This is a genomic window from Klebsiella sp. K5-306 (assembly GCF_051835185.1).
GTDB classification, from domain to species: Bacteria; Pseudomonadota; Gammaproteobacteria; order Enterobacterales; family Enterobacteriaceae; genus Klebsiella; species Klebsiella oxytoca.
Genome location: NZ_JAIFJY010000001.1, coordinates 571,078 through 591,831 on the forward strand (window position 1 = coordinate 571,078; position 20,754 = coordinate 591,831).

The window sequence follows — 20,754 nt, forward strand, 5'->3', positions numbered from 1 at the left end:
ATTTTCAGTTGTCGCTCTAAACGTATAGTGCAGAAATATAACATTTTTCGATATGTTGAAAAAACAGCCGCTTGACCAGCAAAATCGATAATCAATATCACTTTCATAAGTTAACGTAATGTTAATACTATGATCCAGATGGCGATAAATGGTGAATTAACCCCTCATCCAGGCGAATTATCAGGTGCTGGCATGAAAATGAGGTAAATATTGCTGCCTGACACGGTTAGCCGTGCGTTTTACCAATAAAATCAAAATTTCTGTTTTATCGCTGTAGATCACAATCGGTATTTTCAGTAGGTTATAAAAAGTTTGTTACTGTTTCATTTTTTCAGACATATGTTGCCAGGCGCGTTCATCCGCCTTCGCAACGGTCGTTTGTAAGAAAAGTAAACCATCATCAAAAACCGATGGAAGGGAAAACTATGCGTATTGGTGTACCAAGAGAGAGACTCGCCCTGGAAACCCGGGCCGCCGCAACGCCGAAAACGGTGGAGCAGCTGCTGAAACTCGGGTTCAGCGTCGCGGTAGAAAGCGGCGCCGGTAAACTGGCCAGTTTCGACGACGAAGCCTTCGTTCAGGCTGGAGCGGAGATCGTGAGCGGTAATGACGTGTGGCAGTCTGACGTCATTCTGAAAGTTAACGCCCCTGATGACGATGAAATTCTGCTGCTGAATCCGGGCACGACGCTGATCAGCTTCATCTGGCCCGCGCAAAATCCGCAGCTGATGGAAAAACTGGCGGCGCGGAATATTAACGTGATGGCGATGGATTCGGTGCCGCGTATTTCGCGCGCGCAGTCGCTGGATGCGTTAAGTTCGATGGCCAACATCGCCGGCTACCGCGCGATTGTTGAGGCCGCCCATGAGTTTGGTCGCTTCTTTACCGGGCAGATTACCGCAGCAGGTAAGGTTCCTCCTGCGAAGGTAATGGTCATCGGCGCAGGGGTTGCCGGGCTCGCGGCCATCGGCGCGGCGAACAGCCTGGGCGCGATTGTCCGCGCGTTCGATACCCGCCCGGAAGTCAAAGAGCAGGTGCAGAGTATGGGCGCCGAGTTCCTTGAGCTGGATTTTAAAGAGGAGGCGGGCAGCGGCGACGGTTATGCCAAAGTCATGTCCGAAGCCTTTATCAAAGCCGAGATGGCGCTCTTTGCCGCGCAGGCCAAAGATGTTGATATTATTGTCACCACCGCCCTGATTCCGGGCAAACCGGCGCCGAAGCTGATCACCCGCGAAATGGTTGACTCCATGAAACCGGGCAGCGTAGTGGTGGATCTGGCATCACAAAACGGCGGCAACTGCGAATACACCGTACCGGGCGAAGTGGTCACCACCGCTAACGGCGTGAAGATCATCGGTTATACCGATCTGCCGGGACGTCTGCCGACGCAGTCGTCGCAGCTGTACGGCACTAACCTGGTTAACCTGCTTAAACTGCTGTGTAAAGAGAAAGACGGCAATGTCGTTATCGATTTTGATGATGTCGTTATCCGCGGCGTTACCGTGGTTCGCGAGGGTGAAATCACCTGGCCCGCTCCGCCCATTCAGGTTTCTGCTCAGCCGCAGGCGGCAGCGAAAAAGGTTGAAGCGCCAAAAACAGAGGAGAAACCGAGCTCGCCGCTGCGCAAGTATGCGCTGATGGCGCTGGCGATTATTCTGTTCGGCTGGCTGGCAAGCGTCGCGCCGAAAGAGTTTCTCGGCCACTTTACCGTCTTCGCGCTCTCCTGCGTGGTCGGTTATTACGTAGTCTGGAACGTCTCCCATGCGCTGCATACGCCGCTGATGTCGGTCACCAACGCCATCTCCGGCATTATCGTCGTCGGGGCATTATTGCAGATAGGCCACGGCGGCTGGGTCAGCTTTCTGAGCTTTATCGCGGTGCTGATCGCCAGCATTAATATTTTTGGTGGTTTCACCGTCACTCAGCGCATGCTGAAAATGTTCCGCAAAGGATAAGGGGTAACAAATGTCTGGTGGATTAGTTACAGCTGCATACATTGTTGCCGCGATTCTGTTTATTTTTAGCCTGGCGGGGCTTTCCAAACACGAAACCTCCCAGCAGGGCAACTACTACGGTATTGCCGGGATGGCGATTGCGCTGGTGGCGACCATTCTGGGGCCGGACAGCAGCAACGTCGCGTGGATCCTGCTGGCGATGGTCATCGGCGGCGCTATCGGTATTCGTCTGGCGAAGAAAGTCGAAATGACCGAGATGCCGGAGCTGGTGGCGATTCTGCACAGCTTCGTTGGCCTGGCGGCGGTGCTGGTTGGCTTTAACAGCTATCTGCAGCACGAAACCGGTATGGAACAGATTCTGGTCAATATTCATCTGACCGAAGTGTTCCTCGGCATCTTCATCGGTGCGGTCACCTTTACGGGTTCCGTGGTTGCCTTTGGCAAGCTGTGCGGCAAGATGTCCTCTAAGCCGCTGATGCTGCCGAACCGCCACAAGCTGAACCTGGCGGCGTTGGTCGTATCCTTCCTGCTGCTGATCGTCTTCGTGCGTACCGACAGCATTGGCATGCAGGTGCTGTGCCTGCTGGTGATGACCGTCATCGCGCTGGCCTTTGGCTGGCACCTTGTGGCCTCCATCGGCGGCGCGGATATGCCGGTGGTGGTGTCAATGCTGAACTCCTACTCCGGTTGGGCGGCGGCGGCGGCGGGCTTTATGCTCAGCAACGACCTGCTGATTGTCACCGGTGCGCTGGTGGGTTCTTCCGGTGCGATTCTGTCTTATATCATGTGTAAGGCGATGAACCGTTCGTTCTTCAGCGTTATTGCCGGTGGTTTTGGTTCTGACGGTACGGCGTCCACAGGAGATGAAGAAGTGGGCGAGCATCGCGAAATCAGCGCTGAAGAAACCGCTGAGATGCTGAAAAGTTCCCAGTCGGTCATTATCACTCCGGGCTACGGCATGGCGGTTGCGCAGGCCCAGTATCCGGTAGCGGAAATCACCGAACGACTGCGCGCGCGCGGAATCAAAGTCCGGTTTGGTATTCATCCGGTCGCCGGACGTCTGCCGGGCCATATGAACGTCCTGCTGGCGGAAGCGAAAGTCCCGTATGACATCGTGCTGGAAATGGACGAGATCAACGATGATTTCTCCGACACTGACACCGTGCTGGTTATCGGCGCTAATGATACCGTTAACCCGGCGGCGCAGGACGATCCGGGCAGCCCAATCGCCGGTATGCCGGTGCTGGAAGTGTGGAAAGCGCAGAACGTGATTGTATTCAAGCGTTCAATGAACACCGGCTATGCTGGCGTACAGAACCCGCTGTTCTTCAAAGAGAACACCCACATGCTGTTTGGCGATGCCAAAGCCAGCGTCGATGCGATTCTGAAAGCGCTGTAGAGTCAGGTCTTTTAAAACCTGTGCTTCTTAAGCCGTCTCTTCTGAGACGGCTTTTTTATATAGCCAGCGAAGCCATGATTTGCTCATAAAATCATCAGTTCAGAGTGATATAATACGCCTGTTTTTCACCCAAACTGAGGATATTATGGATACCGAGTTAACCCCCACGCAACTGGCTATCGAATTTCTGCGTCGTGACCCCGCTGCACTAACCCCCGCGCAGTATCTGAAAAAGCTGAAACTACTGGAACTTGAGTTTGCTGATTTGATGGCGCTCTCATCCATGGAGCTTAAAGAAGAGATCGATCACGCCTGGCGTTTAGGTATCCACTAACGTTTTCGTTACCGATATAGCTGTTGAAATAAGGGCCATGAGGCCCTTTATTTTTGCTATCGACATGGCAAAAAAATCCCCCGCGCGGGCAGGGGAGGATTGTTATGACAGCGATAAACGGCGCTGGTTAATCGTCTTCTTCGTCATCAAGCTCAACCGGCGTCTGATACTGATCCGGTTTCAGCGCCAGCAGATCGCAGCGCAGGTGGTCGATTACCTGTTCAGCGGTATTGCCGAGGAAGGCCGCTGAAAGCCCGGTACGGCCAATCGTACCCAGCACCACGATCCCCGCCTGGAGATGCTCCGACAGGTCTGGAATGACCTCTTCAGGTAACCCTTTTTCAACATGAGTACGGTTTTCATCGATGCCGAATTTCTGCCGCAGCGCTTTCATGGCCAACAGGTGCTGGCCGCGTATGGCGTCGTTGTAGACGCTGGGGTCAAAATCCGGTAGCTCAATGGCAATATTGATAGGCGTAACCGGATAGGCGCCCACCAGATGGACCTCAGTATGGTTAACCTGTTCCGCCAGCTCAATGGTTTCTCTTACCAGCTTTTCATTGAGCGCGTTGTGGTAGTTCTCTTCACTGGCGAGATTAACCGCCACCAGCGCTTTGCCGCCTTCCGGCCACGGCTGATCTTTAACCATCCAGACCGGGCACGGACATTTGCGCAGCAGATGCCAGTCCGTAGGCGTGAAAATCACCGCTTCCAGCTTGTCGTGCTGGTGCGCCATCTTCAGAACCAAATCATGCTTCTCGCTTATGATTTCCTGAATAATGGCTTCGAAGGGGCGGTTATGCCACACCACTTTGATGTCAATGGGTACGCCGGACTCAATATAAAATTTGGCCTGCTCGCGAATCCAGGCGGTACGCTGCCCGATTACGCCCTGGCGCATAGCGGTACGCTCGTCCGGGGAGAGCAGGGTGGTCATTTCATAGGAAAAATCATAGATCGGCAAAAAGGCTTTGATGCGTCCACCAATCCGTTGGTGCAGATACACCGCACGCCGCAATGCAGGCTGGTCGTCCTGATTGGGGTCGATTACTACCAGCATGTTCTGATACTTCGCCATACAGGGTCTCCTTACAACTGTAACTACAGTCTGTAATTAAAAAGATAACCTATATGGATGAAATGAAACAGGGGATAAGCCTGGCCAGATCAACAAATGAGAAAAAAATTCGCGATCTGGCCGGATAGGAAGGAACTATCAGGCGACGTTGCGGGCCTGACCAGCAAGCTGCGCCAGCAGGTCGCTGTTTTCGATGGTGATGTATTTTCCTTTAACCGCCAGCATACCGCTTTTCTGGAAACGACCCAGCAGGCGGCTGATGGTTTCAACCGTCAGGCCCAGATAGTTGCCGATATCGCCGCGCGTCATGGTGAGGCGGAACTCACGCGGGGAGAAACCACGCTGTGCAAAACGGCGGGACAGGTTGTAGATGAAGGCCGCCAGGCGCTCTTCTGCGTTCTTTTTAGAAAGCAGCAGGATCATATCCTGATCGCCTTTGATCTCACCGCTCATCAGACGCATCATCTGCTGACGCAGATTCGGCATCTTGCCGGATAGGTCGTCGAGCGTTTCGAACGGAATTTCGCAGACCATTGAGGTTTCCAGCGCCTGGGCAAAGCTCGGGTGGTGGCCGGTGCCGATAGCGTCAAAGCCGACCAGATCGCCCGCCAGATGGAAACCGGTAATCTGCTCATCACCCTGTTCGGTAATGGTGTAGCTTTTAATGGTGCCAGAACGAATTGCATACAGCGATTTCAGCTCATCACCGGCTTTGAACAAGGTCTGTCCTTTCTGGATAGGCTTTTTCCGCTCGATAATGTTATCAAGCTGATCAAGCTCATGCTCGTTCAGAGTAAAAGGGATGCAAAGCTGGCTAATGCTGCAATCCTGGCAATGGATTGCACAACCGCCAGACTGAATGCGTCGTATAATTCGCTTTTCCGGGATCATAAGTCTGCTCAGGCTTTAATTGATATTGGTCAATTTTAACATCTTTTTGGTGAGCAGGTAAGCCTCGAACCTCTGAAACACGTAATATTAAGAGGGTAAATCCATTTTGTTAGTTATCCATTTGATTATTAATAGGTTATCTGGCTAATTTGGATTGTAAAGTTACCGGAAGCTTCCAAAAAGGCACTTACGGTCAAAGAAGCAGATACCCCTCATGGCGCAATAACCACTCTTTTCGCTGCACGCCTCCGGCATAGCCGGTCATGGTTCCGTTGCGTCCGATCACCCGATGGCAGGGCACCACTATGCTGACCGGATTTGAACCATTAGCAGCGCCCACGGCGCGCGCTGCGCCCGGTCGACCCAGCGCCTCCGCCAGTTGACCGTAATGCATGACCTGACCGCAGGGGATAGTGCGCAGCGTTTTCCAGACTTCCCGTTGAAAAGGGGTGCCTGCGGTAGCGGTAGGAAGCGTATCAATAATGGCGAGATCGCCCGCGAAATAATCACTGAGCTTACTGCTCAGGTTACCGGGATTGCGGGAATCTACCCGTTGGTAACCTTCATGCCGATAATGAACATCCAGCAGTTGCTCCATGCGATCGCGATGCTGATCCCACTCAACGGCCCGCAGGTTGAACTGCTCATCGCAAATCACCCAGAGCGGCCCCAGCGGGGTGTCAATTTTATCTTGTAGCAGCGTCAGCATCGGTAATCCTTCATCGAGGTTAGTTTGACAGGACATCACCATAGCATGAGGCGAGGTTGGCAAACTATACCCCGAAAAGGTCAACAGAGAGGGTCAACATGGACTATTAATTATGATGTGAGTAAAGCGATGTTTATTGCGGTATTCACTAACTGGCGCGCGGGCAATGCGATGTTATCCGGCGGCGAATTTTCCTGTACAGAGAGGGCTATTTACCGGCAGGCGCCGGTACTCTTTATGAATTGACTGGCATTCTTTGAGGCCATATTTCCTGGCGTTTCTTCGCTGTTTTTTCAACAAAGGTGGTGATATGCAATATATGATGACTGGCGTTGTAGTAGTGATTATCAGCGGCTTAGCAATTCATCTGATCTCTTTGGCGATTGAGGGCCTGTATAAAGTTATCCGTAACCGCACGACCTGGCGCTAACGTTTGGCGGCCTTCCCTGGCCTTTGGCGACATTAAGGCAATCGCGGATAAATACCCGGTCCGATAGGGAGTCCTGCGAGATACCAGACCACCAGCAACAGTAGCCAGACGACAAGGAAAATGAGCGGATAAGGCAAGACCAGCGAGTAGTAGGTTCCCAGTTTAGCCTCGGGCCGGTAGCGCTGTAAGAAGCCGAGAAATAGCGGCACAAACGGCGATACCGGCGCCAGAGGCAGCACCGATGAGTCGGCAATACGAAACAGAATCTGCGCGAATGCCGGGTGAAAGCCCAGCAGCATAAACATCGGCACGAAGATCGGCGCCAGAATCGACCAGATTGCCGAACCGCTGGCGATGAACATACACAAAAAGGCGGATAGCAGCGCCAGGCCGACGAACGCCGGCACGCCGCTCATTCCCGCGCTCTCCAGCAGGTCCGTTAAACCGACGGCCATAAATTTTCCCATATTGCTCCAGTTAAACATGGCGACGAACTGGGCCAACGGGAAGACCATCACGATAAAACCTGCCATCTCTTTCATGGGTTCAATCATCAGCGGAGGCAGATCGGCCTGGCGGCGAATTTTGCCGGTGGCAATGCCGTAAGCCAGTGAGACGACGAAGAAGAAAAAGATGATGAGCGGGACGATCCCTTTTATAAATGGCGAAGGCATCACGGTATGCTTAACGGGGTCACGCAAAATACCGTTTTCCGGCACGACCATCAGCGCGATAACCGCCATGAATAACAGCGCGGCAATACCGGCCACGCGTAGGCCGAAGCGCTGTTCTGGCGTTAACGATTGCAGCGTTTCATCGCTTTTGCCTTGCCATTGACCTAAGCGCGGCTCGACCAGCTTATCGGTAATCAATCCACCGACCAGAGTGAGAACGATCACCGAAGTTGCCATAAAGTACCAGTTATCGATCACGCTGACGTGCAGCGAGGCGTCAAGGGTTTTGGCCGCTTCGGTACTGATTCCTGAGAGCAGGACATCGGTGGTGACGATGAGCAGGTTGGCCGTGAAGCCGCAGCCGACCCCGGCGATTGCCGCCAGCAGCCCGGCAACCGGGTGGCGGCCGACGGCGAGGAACATCAGGGCGCCTAACGGCGGCATAATCACCAGCGCGGCATCGGAAGAGATATGGCTAAAGAAGGCGATAAACAGCACCATATAGCTGGCGTAACGGGCGCTAACGTGTGATGACATTTTTGCCATCAGCGAAGGCAGCAGGCCCACTCGTTCAGCAAATCCAGCCCCCAGAACCAGAGCCAGAATGGCTCCCAGCGGCGCGAAACCGCTGAAGTTTTTAATCACGTTCGGCAAAAACCAGTGTAATCCTTCAATGCTGAGCAGATTTTTCACCACCACTCGCGAGCCGTCGGTGGGGTTCTGGACGCTGACGTTCAGCGCCGACAGGATGGCGGTGGCGGCCATTAATACCACGATCAGATAGATAAACAGTAAAAACGGATGCGGGACCTTATTACCAATTTTTTCAACCCAGCCATAGAGCTTACCGGTGGGGGAAGGCGACGGTATGGATGACATACTCATGGGCGTTCCTCAGTTGTCGTTGTTGTGTTGTTTGTCTCTTAACCCCAGGGCGTGTCAGCAGTTGTTTTTTTGCGCTCAACGCGTTGCTGTACTCCATCCGGAGGTCTTTTATTATTTTAAAATCGAAGGCTTGACGTCCTGCGGGATCGGACACTGGTAGGGCCTTTCGGCTAAAACCTGTGCCAGTTCCTGCTGACTGGTAGTCAGTAGCGACCTGTCGCTGAACAAACGAATGGCCGTTGCAGCCAGTATTTTCCCCGCCAGAAGCATTCCTTTGTGAGCGATGGAGGTTCTGCCCTGGCTCACCAGTTGCCAGGTATGCAGCGGCGTCCCGACGGCAAAGCAGGGGCTGAAGCATTGGGCTACGGGAGCTTTCCAGCTTACGTCGCCGACGTCGGTAGAGCCCGCAAGGATGTTATCGGTAGCCGCCCACGGCGCCACTTCATCGATAAGGATCGTCTCGCGGTGGCGGCGGGCGAATGCTTTCCCCTCGTCTCCGCTGGTATCGGCAATGTTTTTCAGGCTGTTATGAATATCGTTAGCGCTTAAGGTCGTGCGAATTTCGGCGGCGAAAGCGCGCTCTTCCTCGCTCCAGTGCGGCGTGCCGTAATGGCATACCGCCTGATACATCGCCGCTTCCAGGGTGCGGTTGGGGAGATAGCTGGAACAGGCTTTTTCGAAGCGACAGCTGACGCTGGTCTCGGTCATCAGCGCGGCGCCCTGGGCGATTTTTTCGATCCGGGCGAAGATTTGCTGTGCGTCGGCCATTTCCGGGGCGCGAATGAGATACAGCACTTCCGCCTGCGCCTGAACAACGTTAGGAGAGACGCCGCCGGTATCGGTGATGGCGTAGTGCACCCGCGCCTTTTCGATAATATGTTCGTTAAGGAAGTTGCTGCCGGTGGTCATCAGCGTCACGGCATCCAGCGCGCTGCGGCCAAGATGCGGAGAGTTTGCCGCGTGCGCCGCGGTGCCGGTAAACCGCCATGCCGCCTGAATGTTGGCAAGGGTACTGGTGCTGAACATCCCGGCCCAGGCTTCCGGGTGCCAGGTCAGGGCGGCGTCGATGTCATCGAATAACCCCTCGCGGACCATAAAGGTCTTCCCGGAACCGCCTTCCTCGCCGGGACATCCGTAGAAACGAAGCGTGCCGACGCCGCCTTGTTGCAGCAGCCAGTTCCTGGCGGCGACCGCCGCGGCGAACGCCGCCGTACCAAGCAGGTTATGCCCGCACCCATGGCCGTTTTCCCCCGGCGTTGGAGATGCGGGCGCTGCGCAGTAAGCCTGCTGGCTGAGCCCCGCCAGGGCGTCAAATTCGCCGAGCAGGGCAATCACCGGTTGGCCTTCACCAAAGCTGGCGATAAAGGCGTTGGGGATCCCGCCCGCATTGCGGGTCAATTGAAAACCTTCCGCTTCCAGCGCATCGGCCAAACGCGCGGCGGACCAGAACTCCTGAAAGCGGGTTTCCGGATGATCCCAGATATCATCGGCAATGGCGCAAAAATCGTTGCGCCGCCCCTCAATAATGTCATCGACAAATTGATAAACCTGTTCCATTACACACCTCGCTGCCAGGGAAAGTTCAGGGCGATGCGCGCTAACGTGGCGACGGCCTGGGTCATCACGCTTTCGTCGAAATCGAATTTTTCGTTGTGGTGGCCAGCGCTCAGTTCCGTGCCGAATATCATGTATGAGGCGAGACCGCCGCGCTCCTGGACCCGGGCCATCATCAGGGTGGCATCTTCGGAACCCGCCGGGGCAGCGATACGATCGACGGCCTGTTTAACGCCGGGGACCTGCGCTGTCTGTTGACGCAGATAGTCCACCCACGCCGGCGACGGGGCGCTGGAGGTGGCCGCGCCCATCAGGTGCAGCTGGTAGCTGGCTGCATACATCGTCGCCGCGCCGGCGATAGCCTGCTTAGCCCGCTCAAATACGTACTGGTTAATAGCGTCGGTTTCGCCCCGGGTTTCGACTTTTAATAGCGCGGAGGAGGGAACTACGTTACGCCCGGTACCGGCCTGCATGACGCCGACGTTAACCCTTGATGCCCCGGCGCTATGTGGCGCGATGGCATGCAGGGCAAGGGCGGCTTGAGCCGCAGCCAGCAGCGCATTACGTCCATCTTCAGGTTTACCGCCAGCGTGGGCGGCGACGCCGCTGAACTGCACATCGAATTTGGTGGTGGCCATAAAGTTATCGCCGCCGCAAACGACGGTGCCGGCAGGGACGCCGGTACCGATATGAATGGCGGTGAAGTAGTCCACGTCATCAAGTACGCCCGCCGCCACCATGGCGCGAGCGCCGCGGGTACCTTCTTCTGCCGGCTGGAAAATCAGCTTAATCGTCCCGTTGAGCTGCGCGGCATATTCCTTGAGCACGTGCGCCAGCCCCAGGCCGATTGCGGTATGACCGTCGTGGCCGCAGGCATGCATCATGCCTTCGTTGCAGGAGGCAAAACGATCGCGATGCGGACGATGATTATCGTCGTGCTGCTCGTTGAGATCGAGCGCATCCATATCGACGCGAAACGCCAAAGTCGGCCCGGGCCGCCCGGTGTCGAGCGTCGCTACCACCCCGGCGAAGCCGCCTTCAAACGCTGGTAGCCAGCGCTCCGGCGCACCCTGGGCGCGAGCGCGCTGGAACGCCTGCGCCAGCGTCTCTTCATCAGGCAGACCCATACGGCTATCGGCATCGATAACGTCGCGCCCCAGCGCCAGCTGATAACCCAGAGCGTCTAATATCTCCGCCACCTTGCTGGCGGTGCGGAACTCCAGCCAGCCGGATTCCGCATGCAGGTGAAAATCGCGACGCCATTCGATCATTTTTGGCGCCAGCTGGCGGATGAATTCATTAAGTTGCGGCATAACCTTTCCTGTCATAATCAAAAACTGTGATAGTGTTCACGAAGTGATAGCGTTTGCTTATCGCTATGCCCTTTCATGCATACTCACCCTTAACCTGCCACAGCATGATCGATTACAGTAGATGTCATTTTCTTCTGTCTGATAAACATTGGTTATCACTTGCGATATGTCATTTCAGATTAAATTTCATCAGATTCGCGCCTTTGTTGAGGTCGCGCGTGAAGGCAGTATTCGCGGCGCCAGTCGGGCGTTGGCGATTTCGCAGCCGGCGTTAACTAAAGCGATTAAAGAGCTGGAAGAAGGGCTCTCCGCACAGCTGTTTGTGCGCCGTAGCCAGGGGGTGGCGCTGACTGAAAACGGCGAAAGCTTTTATCAACATGCGAGCCTGATTCTGGAAGAGCTACGGGCGGCGCAGGATGAGTTGCTGCAGCGCCAGGGAGAAAAGGCCGGGCAGATTAATATCGGCCTTGGCGCCAGCGTAGCGCGATCGCTGATGCCTTCGGTCATTTGCCGTTTTCATCAGCAGCATCCGCTGGTGAAGGTGCGGATTATGGAAGGTCAGCTGCTGGCGATGATTAATGAACTGCGGCAGGGTGAGCTGGACTTCACTATCAATACTTACTATCCCGGTCCGTACGATCATGAATTCAGTTTTGAGAAGCTATTTGAGAAACCCTTTGCGGTATTCGCCCGCGCCGGTCACCCGGCGGCAAAAGCGACTTCACTCAAGGCGTTGCTCGAACATCACTGGACGATGCCGACGCCGCGTGGCAGCTATTTCAAACAGTTACAGGAAATGTTTAACCAGGCCGGACTGGCGCCGAAAGTGGATATCGTTTGCGAGACTTTCTCTTCGTGCATCAGTCTGGTGGTGAAAAGCGATTTTCTCAGCATTCTGCCGGTAGAACTGGGTAACGACCCGATGATGGCGGATAAGCTGGTGATGATCCCCATCTGCGAAGCATTACCCAAAGCCACCTACTATCTGATTCAGCGCCGCGATATGCGGCAAACGCCTTTGACGGCATCATTAATCACCCTGTTTCGTCGCCAAAGTCGTCAACTGTTTCCCTAATCGCCTCGGGCCTCCGATTTGCCAGCATAAATGGCTAAACGCGTTGAGGAGGCGTCGTGAGGCGGCTATAGTACCCTCCCGGTAGTAGCTGGAGGAACGCGCATGAACCTTGACGACAAATCCCTATTTCTTGGCGCCATGGAGGACGTTCAGCCTCTGAAACGCAACAACGATGTTCACTGGCATCCCGAGCGGAAAACCCGCGCCGTACAGCGGGTTGACACCCTGCAGCTGGATAACTTTTTGACCACCGGTTATCTCGATATCGTGCCGCTGGCCACCGCGCTGGAGTTTAAACGCGAAGGGCTGCAAAGCGGCGTGCTGGAGAAGCTCCGGCGCGGCAAATATGGCCAGCAGGCGAGCCTTAATCTGCTGCGTCAGCCGGTGGAAAAGTGCCGACAGATGTTATTTGCTTTTGTGGTTCAGGCGCAAAAAGAGGGGCTGCGGAATCTGCTGATCGTTCATGGCAAAGGGCGCGACGACAACGCGCACGCCAATATTATCCGTAGCTACCTGTCGCGCTGGCTGGTGGAGCTACCGGAAGTCCAGGCGTTCTGCGCGGCGCTACCGCACCACGGCGGCAGCGGCGCCTGCTACGTGGCGCTACGAAAATCGCCCGAGGCTAAGCTGGAGAACCGGGAGCGCCACGCCAAGCGCAGCCGCTAGCGCATCAGCAGCGTTAATTCCCGGGCTGCCTTCTGGAGCTCGGGTAATACGCGTTCGAGCATCTCCTGGGCGGAAACCTGTCCGGCGTGCACCCCGACGTTCAGCGCCGCCTGAATCTGGCCCTGGGGATTAAACAACGGTACCGCCAGCGAGCGCAGCCCCATCTCCAGCTCCTGATCGTTGAGCGCATAACCCTGCTGACGTACGCGTTTGAGCTCAGCGCGCAGCCTGGCGACCGAATCAACGGTTTGCGGGGTGTAGCGAATCATCGTAACCCGACCCAGCATATCGTTCAGCTTCTCTTCCGGCTGATAGCTCAGGAGCACGCGCCCCATTGACGTTGCCCATGCCGGCAGGCGGCTGCCGATGTCCAGGTCGATGGTCATAATTCGCGAGCTGGAGGCGCGGGCGATATAAAGAATATCGTCGCCGTCGAGGGTGGCGATAGAGCAGGATTCATTGAGCATTTCGCTTAAATGCTTGAGTACCGGCTGCGCCGAGCGCGCCAGCGGCGTGGAGGCCAGCCAGGCGTGGCCCAGCGCCAGAATTTTCGGCCGCAGCTGGAAATTTTTACCATCTTCGGCGTACACAAACCCCAGCTTGCTTAGCGTATACAGACAGCGACGTACCGCCGCGCGCGGAATGCCGGTTTTTTGACTGATTTGCGAAATAGAGAGCAGCGGGCGCTGCGGAGTGAACGCCTGGATCACTTCCAGCCCGCGCGCCAGCGAGGCCATGAAGTTGGGATCGCCCTTAAACGGCTCGCTATCGCCGGTCAATAAATCGTCTGGATGTTTCTCCATTTTCCTCTCCCAATTTGCCGTCGATCACATTCTTTCGCTAAACATACACGATGTTCGATTATCGCACCATATTTCGATTATCGCCCTTGACCAGCATCGTTAAGCGGGTCACATTTTGTGCGAACAACGAATAAAAGTGCGATTACCGCACATACGGGAGCGACCTGATGATTGATAAAAGCGTGTCGACGCTAAGTGATGCCATCGCCGGGATCCACGACGGGGCGACGATTATGATTGGCGGTTTTGGCCCCGCCGGCCAGCCGACGTACCTGATAGATGCCTTGATAGAACAGGGGGCCCGCGATTTAACCATTATCAACAACAATGCGGGCAATGGCGAAGTGGGACTGGCGGCGCTGCTGAAAGCCGGGCGGGTGCGAAAAATGATCTGTTCGTTCCCACGTCAGGTTGACTCGCAGATTTTCGATGACCTCTATCGCCGCGGCAAAGTTGAGCTGGAGCTGGTACCGCAGGGGAACCTCGCGGCGCGTATTCAGGCGGCAGGGGCGGGCCTCGGCGCGGTTTTCACTCCAACCGGCTACGGTACGCCGCTGGCGGAAGGGAAAGAGACTCGCGAGATCGACGGGCGTCACTATGTGCTCGAATATCCTATCAAGGCCGACTTTGCGTTGATCAAAGCCCATCAAGGCGACCGCTGGGGAAACCTCGTATACCGCAAGGCGGCGCGCAACTTCGGCCCGATTATGGCGACCGCCGCGAAAACCACTATCGTGGAAGTCTCGCAGCTGGTGCCCCTCGGTAGCCTTGACCCGGAGAGCATCATTACCCCGGGCATTTTTGTTCAGCGCGTCTTCTCCCTGGAAAACCTGATTGCCGCTAAAAGCGCCTGAGGACCCCGTTATGCAAAAACTGACTCGCGATGAGATGGCCCAGCGCGTGGCTCGCGATATACCTGAAGGCGCTTATGTCAATCTGGGGATCGGCTTGCCTACCCGCATTGCTAACTATCTTCCCGCTGATAAAGAAATCTTTCTGCACAGCGAAAATGGCCTGCTGGGGATGGGGCCGAAACCGCTGCCGGGGGAAGAGGACCCGGAGCTGATTAACGCCGGAAAAGAGTATGTGACTTTGCTTGAGGGGGGCTGCTATTTCCATCACGGCGACTCCTTCGCCATGATGCGCGGCGGTCATCTCGATATCTGCGTACTCGGCGCTTACCAGGTCTCCGCCAGCGGCGATCTGGCGAACTGGAGTACCGGCGCGCCCGACGCGATACCTGCCGTTGGCGGGGCGATGGATCTGGCCATTGGCGCTCGTCAGGTCTTCGTGATGATGGATCATCTGACCCGCGACGGTGAATGCAAGCTGGTAGAGCACTGCACCTATCCGCTGACCGGCGTCGGCTGCGTAAGCCGCATCTATACCGATCTGGCGGTCATCGATATCAGCGAAAGCGGCCCGGTGGTACGGGAAATCTTTAACGGCCTCTCTTTTGAGGAACTGCAGCGCATCACTCCGGTGACGCTGACTTTTGCACAACTGGCGGAAAGCGCGTAAGGAACCTATGATGAATCAGGCATTTATCTGTGATGCGGTGCGTACGCCGTTTGGTCGCTTTGGCGGTACTCTTGCCACCGTACGCGCCGACGATCTGGCGGCACTGCCGCTCAAGGCGCTGCTGGAGCGCAACCCGGGCCTCGATCCGGCGCGCATTGATGATGTGATTTACGGCTGCGCTAACCAGGCGGGTGAAGATAACCGCAACGTCGCGCGGATGGCGCTGCTGCTGGCTGGCTTGCCGGAAAGCGTGCCGGGCAGTACCGTCAATCGCCTGTGCGGTTCCAGCCTCGATGCGATCGGCATCGCAGCGCGCGCGATTAAAAGCGGCGAAACTCAGCTGATGGTCGCCGGCGGCGTGGAGAGCATGTCGCGGGCGCCGTTTGTGATGGGCAAGGCCGAAAGCGCCTTTAGCCGCACGATGCAGATGGAAGATACCACCATCGGCTGGCGCTTTATCAACCCGCAGATGAAAGCGCTGTACGGCGTGGATTCGATGCCGGAAACGGCGGAAAACGTGGCCGGTGATTTCGCCATTTCTCGTGCCGATCAGGATGCGTTTGCGCTGCGCAGCCAGCTGCGCACGGCGGCGGCGCAGGAAGCGGGGCGATTTGCCGACGAGCTGATCGCCGTCTCGGTGCCGCAGCGTAAGGGTGAACCACTACTCTTTAGCCGCGATGAGCACCCGCGCAGCACCACGGCGGAGGCGCTGGCCAGGCTGCGCGGCGTGGTGCGCGCCGACGGTACGGTGACGGCAGGCAACGCCTCCGGAGTTAACGACGGCGCCTGTGCGCTGCTGTTAGCCAGCGAGCAGGCGCTGACCGCCAATGATTTACAGCCGCTGGCGCGCGTAGTGGGCGTCGCGACGGCAGGCGTTGCGCCGCGAATTATGGGATTTGGTCCGGCGCCGGCGGTGCGTAAAGTGCTGGCGCAAACCGGGTTAACGCTTGGGCAGATGGACGTCATTGAACTGAATGAAGCCTTTGCCGCTCAGGCGCTGGCGGTCACGCGCGATCTGGGTTTGCCCGACGATGCGGCGCACGTCAATCCTAACGGCGGCGCGATTGCCCTCGGTCATCCGCTGGGCGCCTCCGGCGGTCGTCTGGCAATGACCGCAGCGTATCAACTGCGTCGTACCGGTGGGCGCTATGCGCTATGCACTATGTGTATCGGCGTTGGTCAGGGGATCGCGCTGATAATTGAACGCGTTTAAGGAGCCATAATGAGTTTGTTGACCCCGATGCTGCGTACCAGCCCGCTGACAGACTGGTTCAGCGATGTACAGCGGGTGCAGGGGATGCTGGACTTTGAGGCCGCTCTGGTTCGCGCCGAGGTCGAATGCGGCCTCGTGCCGCAGACGGCGCTCAATCCCATCATCGAGAGCTGCCGGCACGAAAAAATCGACTTTTCCGCGCTGGGGCAGGCCGCCGCCAGCGCCGGGAATCTGGCGATCCCGCTGGTCAAACAGCTGACCGCTCGGGTCAAAGAGCGGAATGAGGCGGCAGCGCGCTACGTACACTGGGGGGCCACCAGCCAGGATGCTATCGATACCGGTTTTATTCTACAGCTGCGCGGCGCGCTGGCGGAAACGGAGTCTCTGTTACAGCGTCTGCTCGACGCATTAGCCCGTCAGGCGGAGCGCCATCAGGATACGGTGATGCCTGGCCGTACCTGGATGCAGCATGCGCTGCCGGTCACTTTCGGCCTGAAGCTTGCCGGGACGCTGGATGCGCTGCTGCGCTGGCAGGTGCGTCTGCGAGAGATGCGGGCAAGGGTGCTGGCGCTGCAGTTTGGCGGCGCAGCGGGCACTCTGGATTCCCTAAAAACGCAGGCGCCGCCGATCGCCGCCGCGCTGGCGAAAGCGCTCGACCTGCAGCTTCCGGACGCGCCCTGGCACAGCCAGCGCGACCGGCTGCTGGAAGTCGGGGCATGGTACGCAGGCGTCTGCGGTACGCTGGGTAAATTCGCGAATGATTTTTCTCTACTGATGCAAACCGAAGTGGCAGAGGTGGGTGAACCGGTTGCCGAAGGGCGCGGCGGTTCGTCAACCATGCCGCACAAACGTAACCCGATCTCCTGCGCCGCTATTTTGACCGCCGCTCAGCGAACGCCGGGCCTGGTGGCGACGCTGTATGCTGGCCAGATCCAGCAGCATGAGCGGGCGTTGGGCGGCTGGCAGGCGGAATGGGAAACGCTGCCGGAGCTCATCACCCTCGTCGGCGGCGCGCTGACGCAGAGCGAGGCGCTGGTCAGCGACATGCAGGTCTTCGCGCACAAGATGCGCGCCGACCTTGAGATGACCCACGGCCTGATTATGGCTGAGGCCGTTACCCTGGCGCTGGCGGAATTTATCGGTAAAGCCGAGGCCCATCACCGGGTTGAAGCGCTGTGTCGTCAGGCGCTGGATACGTCTCGCTCATTGCTGAGCGTGCTGGAAAACGATCCGCTGGTCAGCGAGCATCTCTCCGCCAGCCGCTTAACCCAACTGCTGGACCCGGCAACGGCGACCGGCAGCTCAGCACTCTTCGTGCGCCAGGTCGTGGCGCGATATAAGGAGCAACGTCTTGAATGTTGATTATCAGATTGACGGGCCGCAAGACGCGCCGGTCATCGTTCTCTCTAACTCGCTGGGCACCACCCGGGCGATGTGGCAGCCGCAGATCGAGGCGTTGACGCAGCATTTTCGCGTGCTGCGCTACGATACCCACGGTCATGGCGCCACGCGTAAAAATGGTAAAGTGACGCTGGCGCAGCTCGGCGAAGATGTGGTTGCGCTGCTCGATCATCTTAATATTGCCAAAGCCTGGTTTTGCGGAATTTCCATGGGCGGTCTGACCGGTCTGTGGCTGGGACGCTTTGCTCCGGAACGTTTTTACGGGCTGGTCGTCGCCAACACCGCCGCGCGTATTGGTGACCAGGCAAGCTGGCTGTCGCGCGCCCGCGCGGTGCGTCAGGAAGGTATGGAAGTGGTGGCCGCAGGCGCGGCGGATCGCTGGTTTACCCACGCGTTTCGTCAGAAGACGCCGGAAGTGGTGGCAGCGCTCTGTCACCAGTTGACCCATATCGATGCGGAAGGCTATGCGGTCTGCTGTGAAGCGCTGGCCGCCGCCGATCTGCGCGCTGAGGTCGGGCAGATTGCCGTTCCGATGCTGATCGTTGCCGGTGAAAGTGACCCTGTCACTACAGTGGCCGATGCGAACTTTCTGCATCAGCAGATCGCGACCTCTGAGGTAGTGGTGCTGGCGGCATCGCATTTATCGAATATCGAAGCGCCGCGGGCGTTCAGCTCGGCGCTGCTGGGCTTTATTGAGGGGGAACAACAGCATGGACGATAAACAGCGTTATCAGCAGGGAATGACAGTTCGTCGCAAGGTGCTTGGCGATACGCATGTCGATAAGACGCTGCAAAAGCTGACGCCGCTGAATGAAGAGTTCCAGGACTTCATTACCCGCTACGCCTGGGGAGAGACCTGGACCCGACCGGGGCTCGATCACCATACCCGCAGTATGATCACCATCGCCATGCTGATTGCCCTGAATCGCGAGGCTGAGCTGAAAATGCATCTGCGGGCGGCGTTTAATAACGGTGTTACCCGCGATGAGTTAAAAGAGTTAATTATGCACTCCGCGCTTTACTGCGGCCTGCCCGCGGCCAACGCGACGATGCATCTGGCGCAGCAGGTGTTTGATGAGATGGATGCTGTTTAGCCGCCACCCGGCAGGTTTGTCGCTCATCTCAGGCCGTCACGCGACGGCCTTCGACAGTGACCCGCCACCAGGGGCGGGTAATATCATCCTCTTTGCTGTGAACAGCCCGCGCACTGCTTATTCTGGATCTGCTGGAAGAAATCGTTGCCTTTGTCATCCACCAGAATAAATGCCGGGAAGTTTTCCACTTCGATTTTCCAGATGGCTTCCATACCCAGTTCCGGCCAGGCCACGCACTCCAGGCTCTTAATACTCTGCTGCGCCAGTACCGCAGCCGGGCCGCCGATGCTGCCGAGGTAAAAACCGCCGTGCTTGCGGCAGGCGTCGGTCACCTGCTGGCTGCGGTTGCCTTTGGCCAGCATGACCATGCTTGCGCCGTGGGATTGCAGCAGATCAACGTAGGAATCCATACGGCCAGCGGTAGTCGGGCCAAGGGAGCCTGACGCATAGCCTTCCGGAGTTTTCGCCGGGCCCGCGTAGTAAATCGGATGATCTTTAACGTACTGCGGCAGTTCCTCACCGTTATCGATAAGCTCTTTCAGCTTCGCGTGGGCGATATCGCGGGCCACAATAATGGTACCGTTGAGCGTCAGACGCGTTGAAACCGGGTGGGCGGAAAGCTGGGCCAGAATCTCGCTCATCGGCTGATTAAGGTTAATGCTGACGACCCTGCCTTCACCCTGCTGGCGCAGGTGTTCAGGAATATACTGGCCCGGATTGCTCTCCAGTTTCTCAATCCAGATACCGTGGCGGTTGATTTTGGCTTTGATATTGCGATCCGCTGAACAGGAGACGCCCATGCCTACCGGGCACGACGCGCCGTGGCGCGGCAGGCGGATGACGCGAATATCGTGAGCGAAATATTTACCGCCGAACTGCGCACCGAGGCCGAGGTTTTGCGCTGCGAGCTGCAGCTCATTTTCCAGCTGAATATCGCGGAAGGCCTGGCCGTGCTCGTTGCCTTCGGTCGGCAGGCCGTCGTAATACTTCGTTGAGGCCAGCTTAACGGTTTTCAGCGTGGCCTCTGCCGAGGTGCCGCCAATCACAAAGGCAATATGGTACGGTGGACAGGCGGCCGTGCCGAGCGTGCGCATTTTCTCGACGAGATAGTTTTTCAGCTTCGCCGGGGTGATTAACGCCTTGGTTTCCTGATACAGATAGGTTTTGTTGGCCGAGCCGCCGCCTTTGGCCATACAGAGGAATTTATATTCGTCGCCGTCAACGCTATAGAGATCAATCTGCGCCGGAAGATTGGTGCCGGTGTTGACCTCTTTATACATATCCAGCGCGGCGTTCTGCGAATAGCGCAGGTTGTCTTCGGTATAGGTGTTATAGACGCCGCGGGCGAGGGCCGCCTCATCGCCGCCGCCGGTCCATACGCGCTGGCCTTTCTTGCCCATAATAATCGCCGTACCGGTATCCTGGCAGGTGGGCAGCACGCCTTTCGCCGCGATTTCAGAATTGCGCAGAAACTGCAGCGCCACGTATTTATCGTTGTCGCTGGCTTCAGGGTCGAGAAGGATTTGCGCGACCTGTTTCTGATGATCCACCCGCAGCATAAATGCCGCATCGTGGAAGGCCTGCTGCGCCAGCAGAGTGAGGGCCTGAGGATCGATTTTGAGGATCTCCTGACCTTCGAACTCGGTCACGGAAACGTGATCCTTGCTCAGCAGATAGTATTCAGTCTTATCTTGCGCTAACGGAAAGGCTTCCTGATAGACAAAAGGTTTAGTCGACATTGCTTTGCTCCCTAAGAGTA

General features: G+C 56.9%; 19 protein-coding genes. 11 read left to right on the plus strand and 8 right to left on the minus strand.

Annotation, left to right across the window (positions count from 1 at the left end):
- Positions 1-425: 425 nt before the first annotated feature.
- From pntA to K2184_RS02750, 3 genes are all read left to right on the plus strand, one after another.
- Positions 426-1,955 carry a Re/Si-specific NAD(P)(+) transhydrogenase subunit alpha gene (gene pntA / locus K2184_RS02740; RefSeq protein ID WP_004102585.1) on the plus strand — a complete coding sequence of 510 codons (1,530 nt, stop codon included), beginning with the start codon at positions 426-428 and terminating at the stop codon, positions 1,953-1,955.
- Positions 1,956-1,965: 10 nt separating this feature from the next.
- Positions 1,966-3,354 carry a Re/Si-specific NAD(P)(+) transhydrogenase subunit beta gene (gene pntB, locus K2184_RS02745; RefSeq protein ID WP_004102583.1) on the plus strand — a complete coding sequence of 463 codons (1,389 nt, stop codon included), beginning with the start codon at positions 1,966-1,968 and terminating at the stop codon, positions 3,352-3,354.
- Positions 3,355-3,499: 145 nt separating this feature from the next.
- A complete protein-coding gene (locus tag K2184_RS02750) occupies positions 3,500-3,688 on the plus strand; it encodes a YdiH family protein (protein WP_004102581.1) in 189 nt (62 codons plus the stop codon).
- Positions 3,689-3,815: 127 nt separating this feature from the next.
- Here K2184_RS02750 and uspE read toward each other — a convergent pair whose 3' ends face one another.
- The 6 genes from uspE to K2184_RS02780 all read right to left on the minus strand — a co-directional run bounded on the left by uspE (position 3,816) and on the right by K2184_RS02780 (position 11,222).
- On the minus strand, positions 3,816-4,766 hold the full coding sequence (gene uspE, locus K2184_RS02755; protein WP_004102579.1) for a universal stress protein UspE: 951 nt from the start codon (positions 4,764-4,766) through the stop codon (positions 3,816-3,818).
- A 138-nt stretch (positions 4,767-4,904) separates the two neighbouring features.
- On the minus strand, positions 4,905-5,657 hold the full coding sequence (gene fnr, locus K2184_RS02760) for a fumarate/nitrate reduction transcriptional regulator Fnr (RefSeq protein WP_004102577.1): 753 nt from the start codon (positions 5,655-5,657) through the stop codon (positions 4,905-4,907).
- 193 nt (positions 5,658-5,850) lie between these two features.
- Positions 5,851-6,366 carry a methylated-DNA--[protein]-cysteine S-methyltransferase gene (gene ogt, locus K2184_RS02765; protein ID WP_004113396.1) on the minus strand — a complete coding sequence of 172 codons (516 nt, stop codon included), beginning with the start codon at positions 6,364-6,366 and terminating at the stop codon, positions 5,851-5,853.
- Positions 6,367-6,828: 462 nt separating this feature from the next.
- Positions 6,829-8,355 carry a p-aminobenzoyl-glutamate transporter gene (abgT, locus tag K2184_RS02770; protein ID WP_016810122.1) on the minus strand — a complete coding sequence of 509 codons (1,527 nt, stop codon included), beginning with the start codon at positions 8,353-8,355 and terminating at the stop codon, positions 6,829-6,831.
- A 111-nt stretch (positions 8,356-8,466) separates the two neighbouring features.
- Positions 8,467-9,912, minus strand: coding sequence for a M20 family metallopeptidase (locus K2184_RS02775; protein WP_016810123.1), 1,446 nt, complete (start codon positions 9,910-9,912; stop codon positions 8,467-8,469).
- Positions 9,912-11,222 carry a M20 family metallo-hydrolase gene (locus K2184_RS02780; protein ID WP_017145762.1) on the minus strand — a complete coding sequence of 437 codons (1,311 nt, stop codon included), beginning with the start codon at positions 11,220-11,222 and terminating at the stop codon, positions 9,912-9,914. Before K2184_RS02780 ends, K2184_RS02775 begins: the two co-directional genes overlap by 1 nt.
- A gap of 166 nt (positions 11,223-11,388) precedes the next feature.
- Here K2184_RS02780 and K2184_RS02785 point away from each other — a divergent pair, with 166 nt between their 5' ends.
- Positions 11,389-12,297, plus strand: a complete 909-nt coding sequence (locus K2184_RS02785) for a LysR family transcriptional regulator (protein WP_004102561.1) — start codon at positions 11,389-11,391, stop codon at positions 12,295-12,297.
- 102 nt (positions 12,298-12,399) lie between these two features.
- Positions 12,400-12,963 carry a DNA endonuclease SmrA gene (smrA, locus tag K2184_RS02790; RefSeq protein ID WP_024274261.1) on the plus strand — a complete coding sequence of 188 codons (564 nt, stop codon included), beginning with the start codon at positions 12,400-12,402 and terminating at the stop codon, positions 12,961-12,963.
- On the opposite strand, the gene K2184_RS02795 is transcribed toward smrA, so the two are convergent.
- Entirely contained in the window at positions 12,960-13,766 is an 807-nt protein-coding gene (locus tag K2184_RS02795) for an IclR family transcriptional regulator domain-containing protein (RefSeq protein WP_004102558.1), read from the minus strand. The two genes, smrA and K2184_RS02795, sit on opposite strands and share 4 nt — an antisense overlap.
- Positions 13,767-13,933: 167 nt before the next feature.
- Between K2184_RS02795 and K2184_RS02800 the strand changes: the two genes are divergently transcribed.
- Genes K2184_RS02800 through pcaC form a run of 6 tightly spaced genes read left to right on the plus strand, consistent with a single transcriptional unit; the run spans position 13,934 to position 18,995 of the window.
- Entirely contained in the window at positions 13,934-14,620 is a 687-nt protein-coding gene (locus K2184_RS02800; protein WP_004102556.1) for a 3-oxoacid CoA-transferase subunit A, read from the plus strand.
- A gap of 10 nt (positions 14,621-14,630) precedes the next feature.
- Positions 14,631-15,287, plus strand: coding sequence for a 3-oxoacid CoA-transferase subunit B (locus K2184_RS02805; protein ID WP_004102554.1), 657 nt, complete (start codon positions 14,631-14,633; stop codon positions 15,285-15,287).
- Between the two features lie 10 nt (positions 15,288-15,297).
- Positions 15,298-16,500, plus strand: a complete 1,203-nt coding sequence (gene pcaF / locus K2184_RS02810) for a 3-oxoadipyl-CoA thiolase (protein ID WP_004102552.1) — start codon at positions 15,298-15,300, stop codon at positions 16,498-16,500.
- A gap of 9 nt (positions 16,501-16,509) precedes the next feature.
- Positions 16,510-17,862 carry a 3-carboxy-cis,cis-muconate cycloisomerase gene (locus K2184_RS02815; RefSeq protein ID WP_023321097.1) on the plus strand — a complete coding sequence of 451 codons (1,353 nt, stop codon included), beginning with the start codon at positions 16,510-16,512 and terminating at the stop codon, positions 17,860-17,862.
- Positions 17,852-18,622, plus strand: coding sequence for a 3-oxoadipate enol-lactonase (gene pcaD / locus K2184_RS02820; protein ID WP_163525515.1), 771 nt, complete (start codon positions 17,852-17,854; stop codon positions 18,620-18,622). The genes K2184_RS02815 and pcaD overlap by 11 nt, the downstream gene beginning before the upstream one ends.
- Positions 18,612-18,995, plus strand: coding sequence for a 4-carboxymuconolactone decarboxylase (gene pcaC / locus K2184_RS02825; protein ID WP_004113382.1), 384 nt, complete (start codon positions 18,612-18,614; stop codon positions 18,993-18,995). The genes pcaD and pcaC overlap by 11 nt, the downstream gene beginning before the upstream one ends.
- Positions 18,996-19,078: 83 nt before the next feature.
- On the opposite strand, the gene fumA is transcribed toward pcaC, so the two are convergent.
- Positions 19,079-20,734 carry a class I fumarate hydratase FumA gene (gene fumA / locus K2184_RS02830; RefSeq protein ID WP_047719788.1) on the minus strand — a complete coding sequence of 552 codons (1,656 nt, stop codon included), beginning with the start codon at positions 20,732-20,734 and terminating at the stop codon, positions 19,079-19,081.
- Positions 20,735-20,754: the final 20 nt, after the last annotated feature.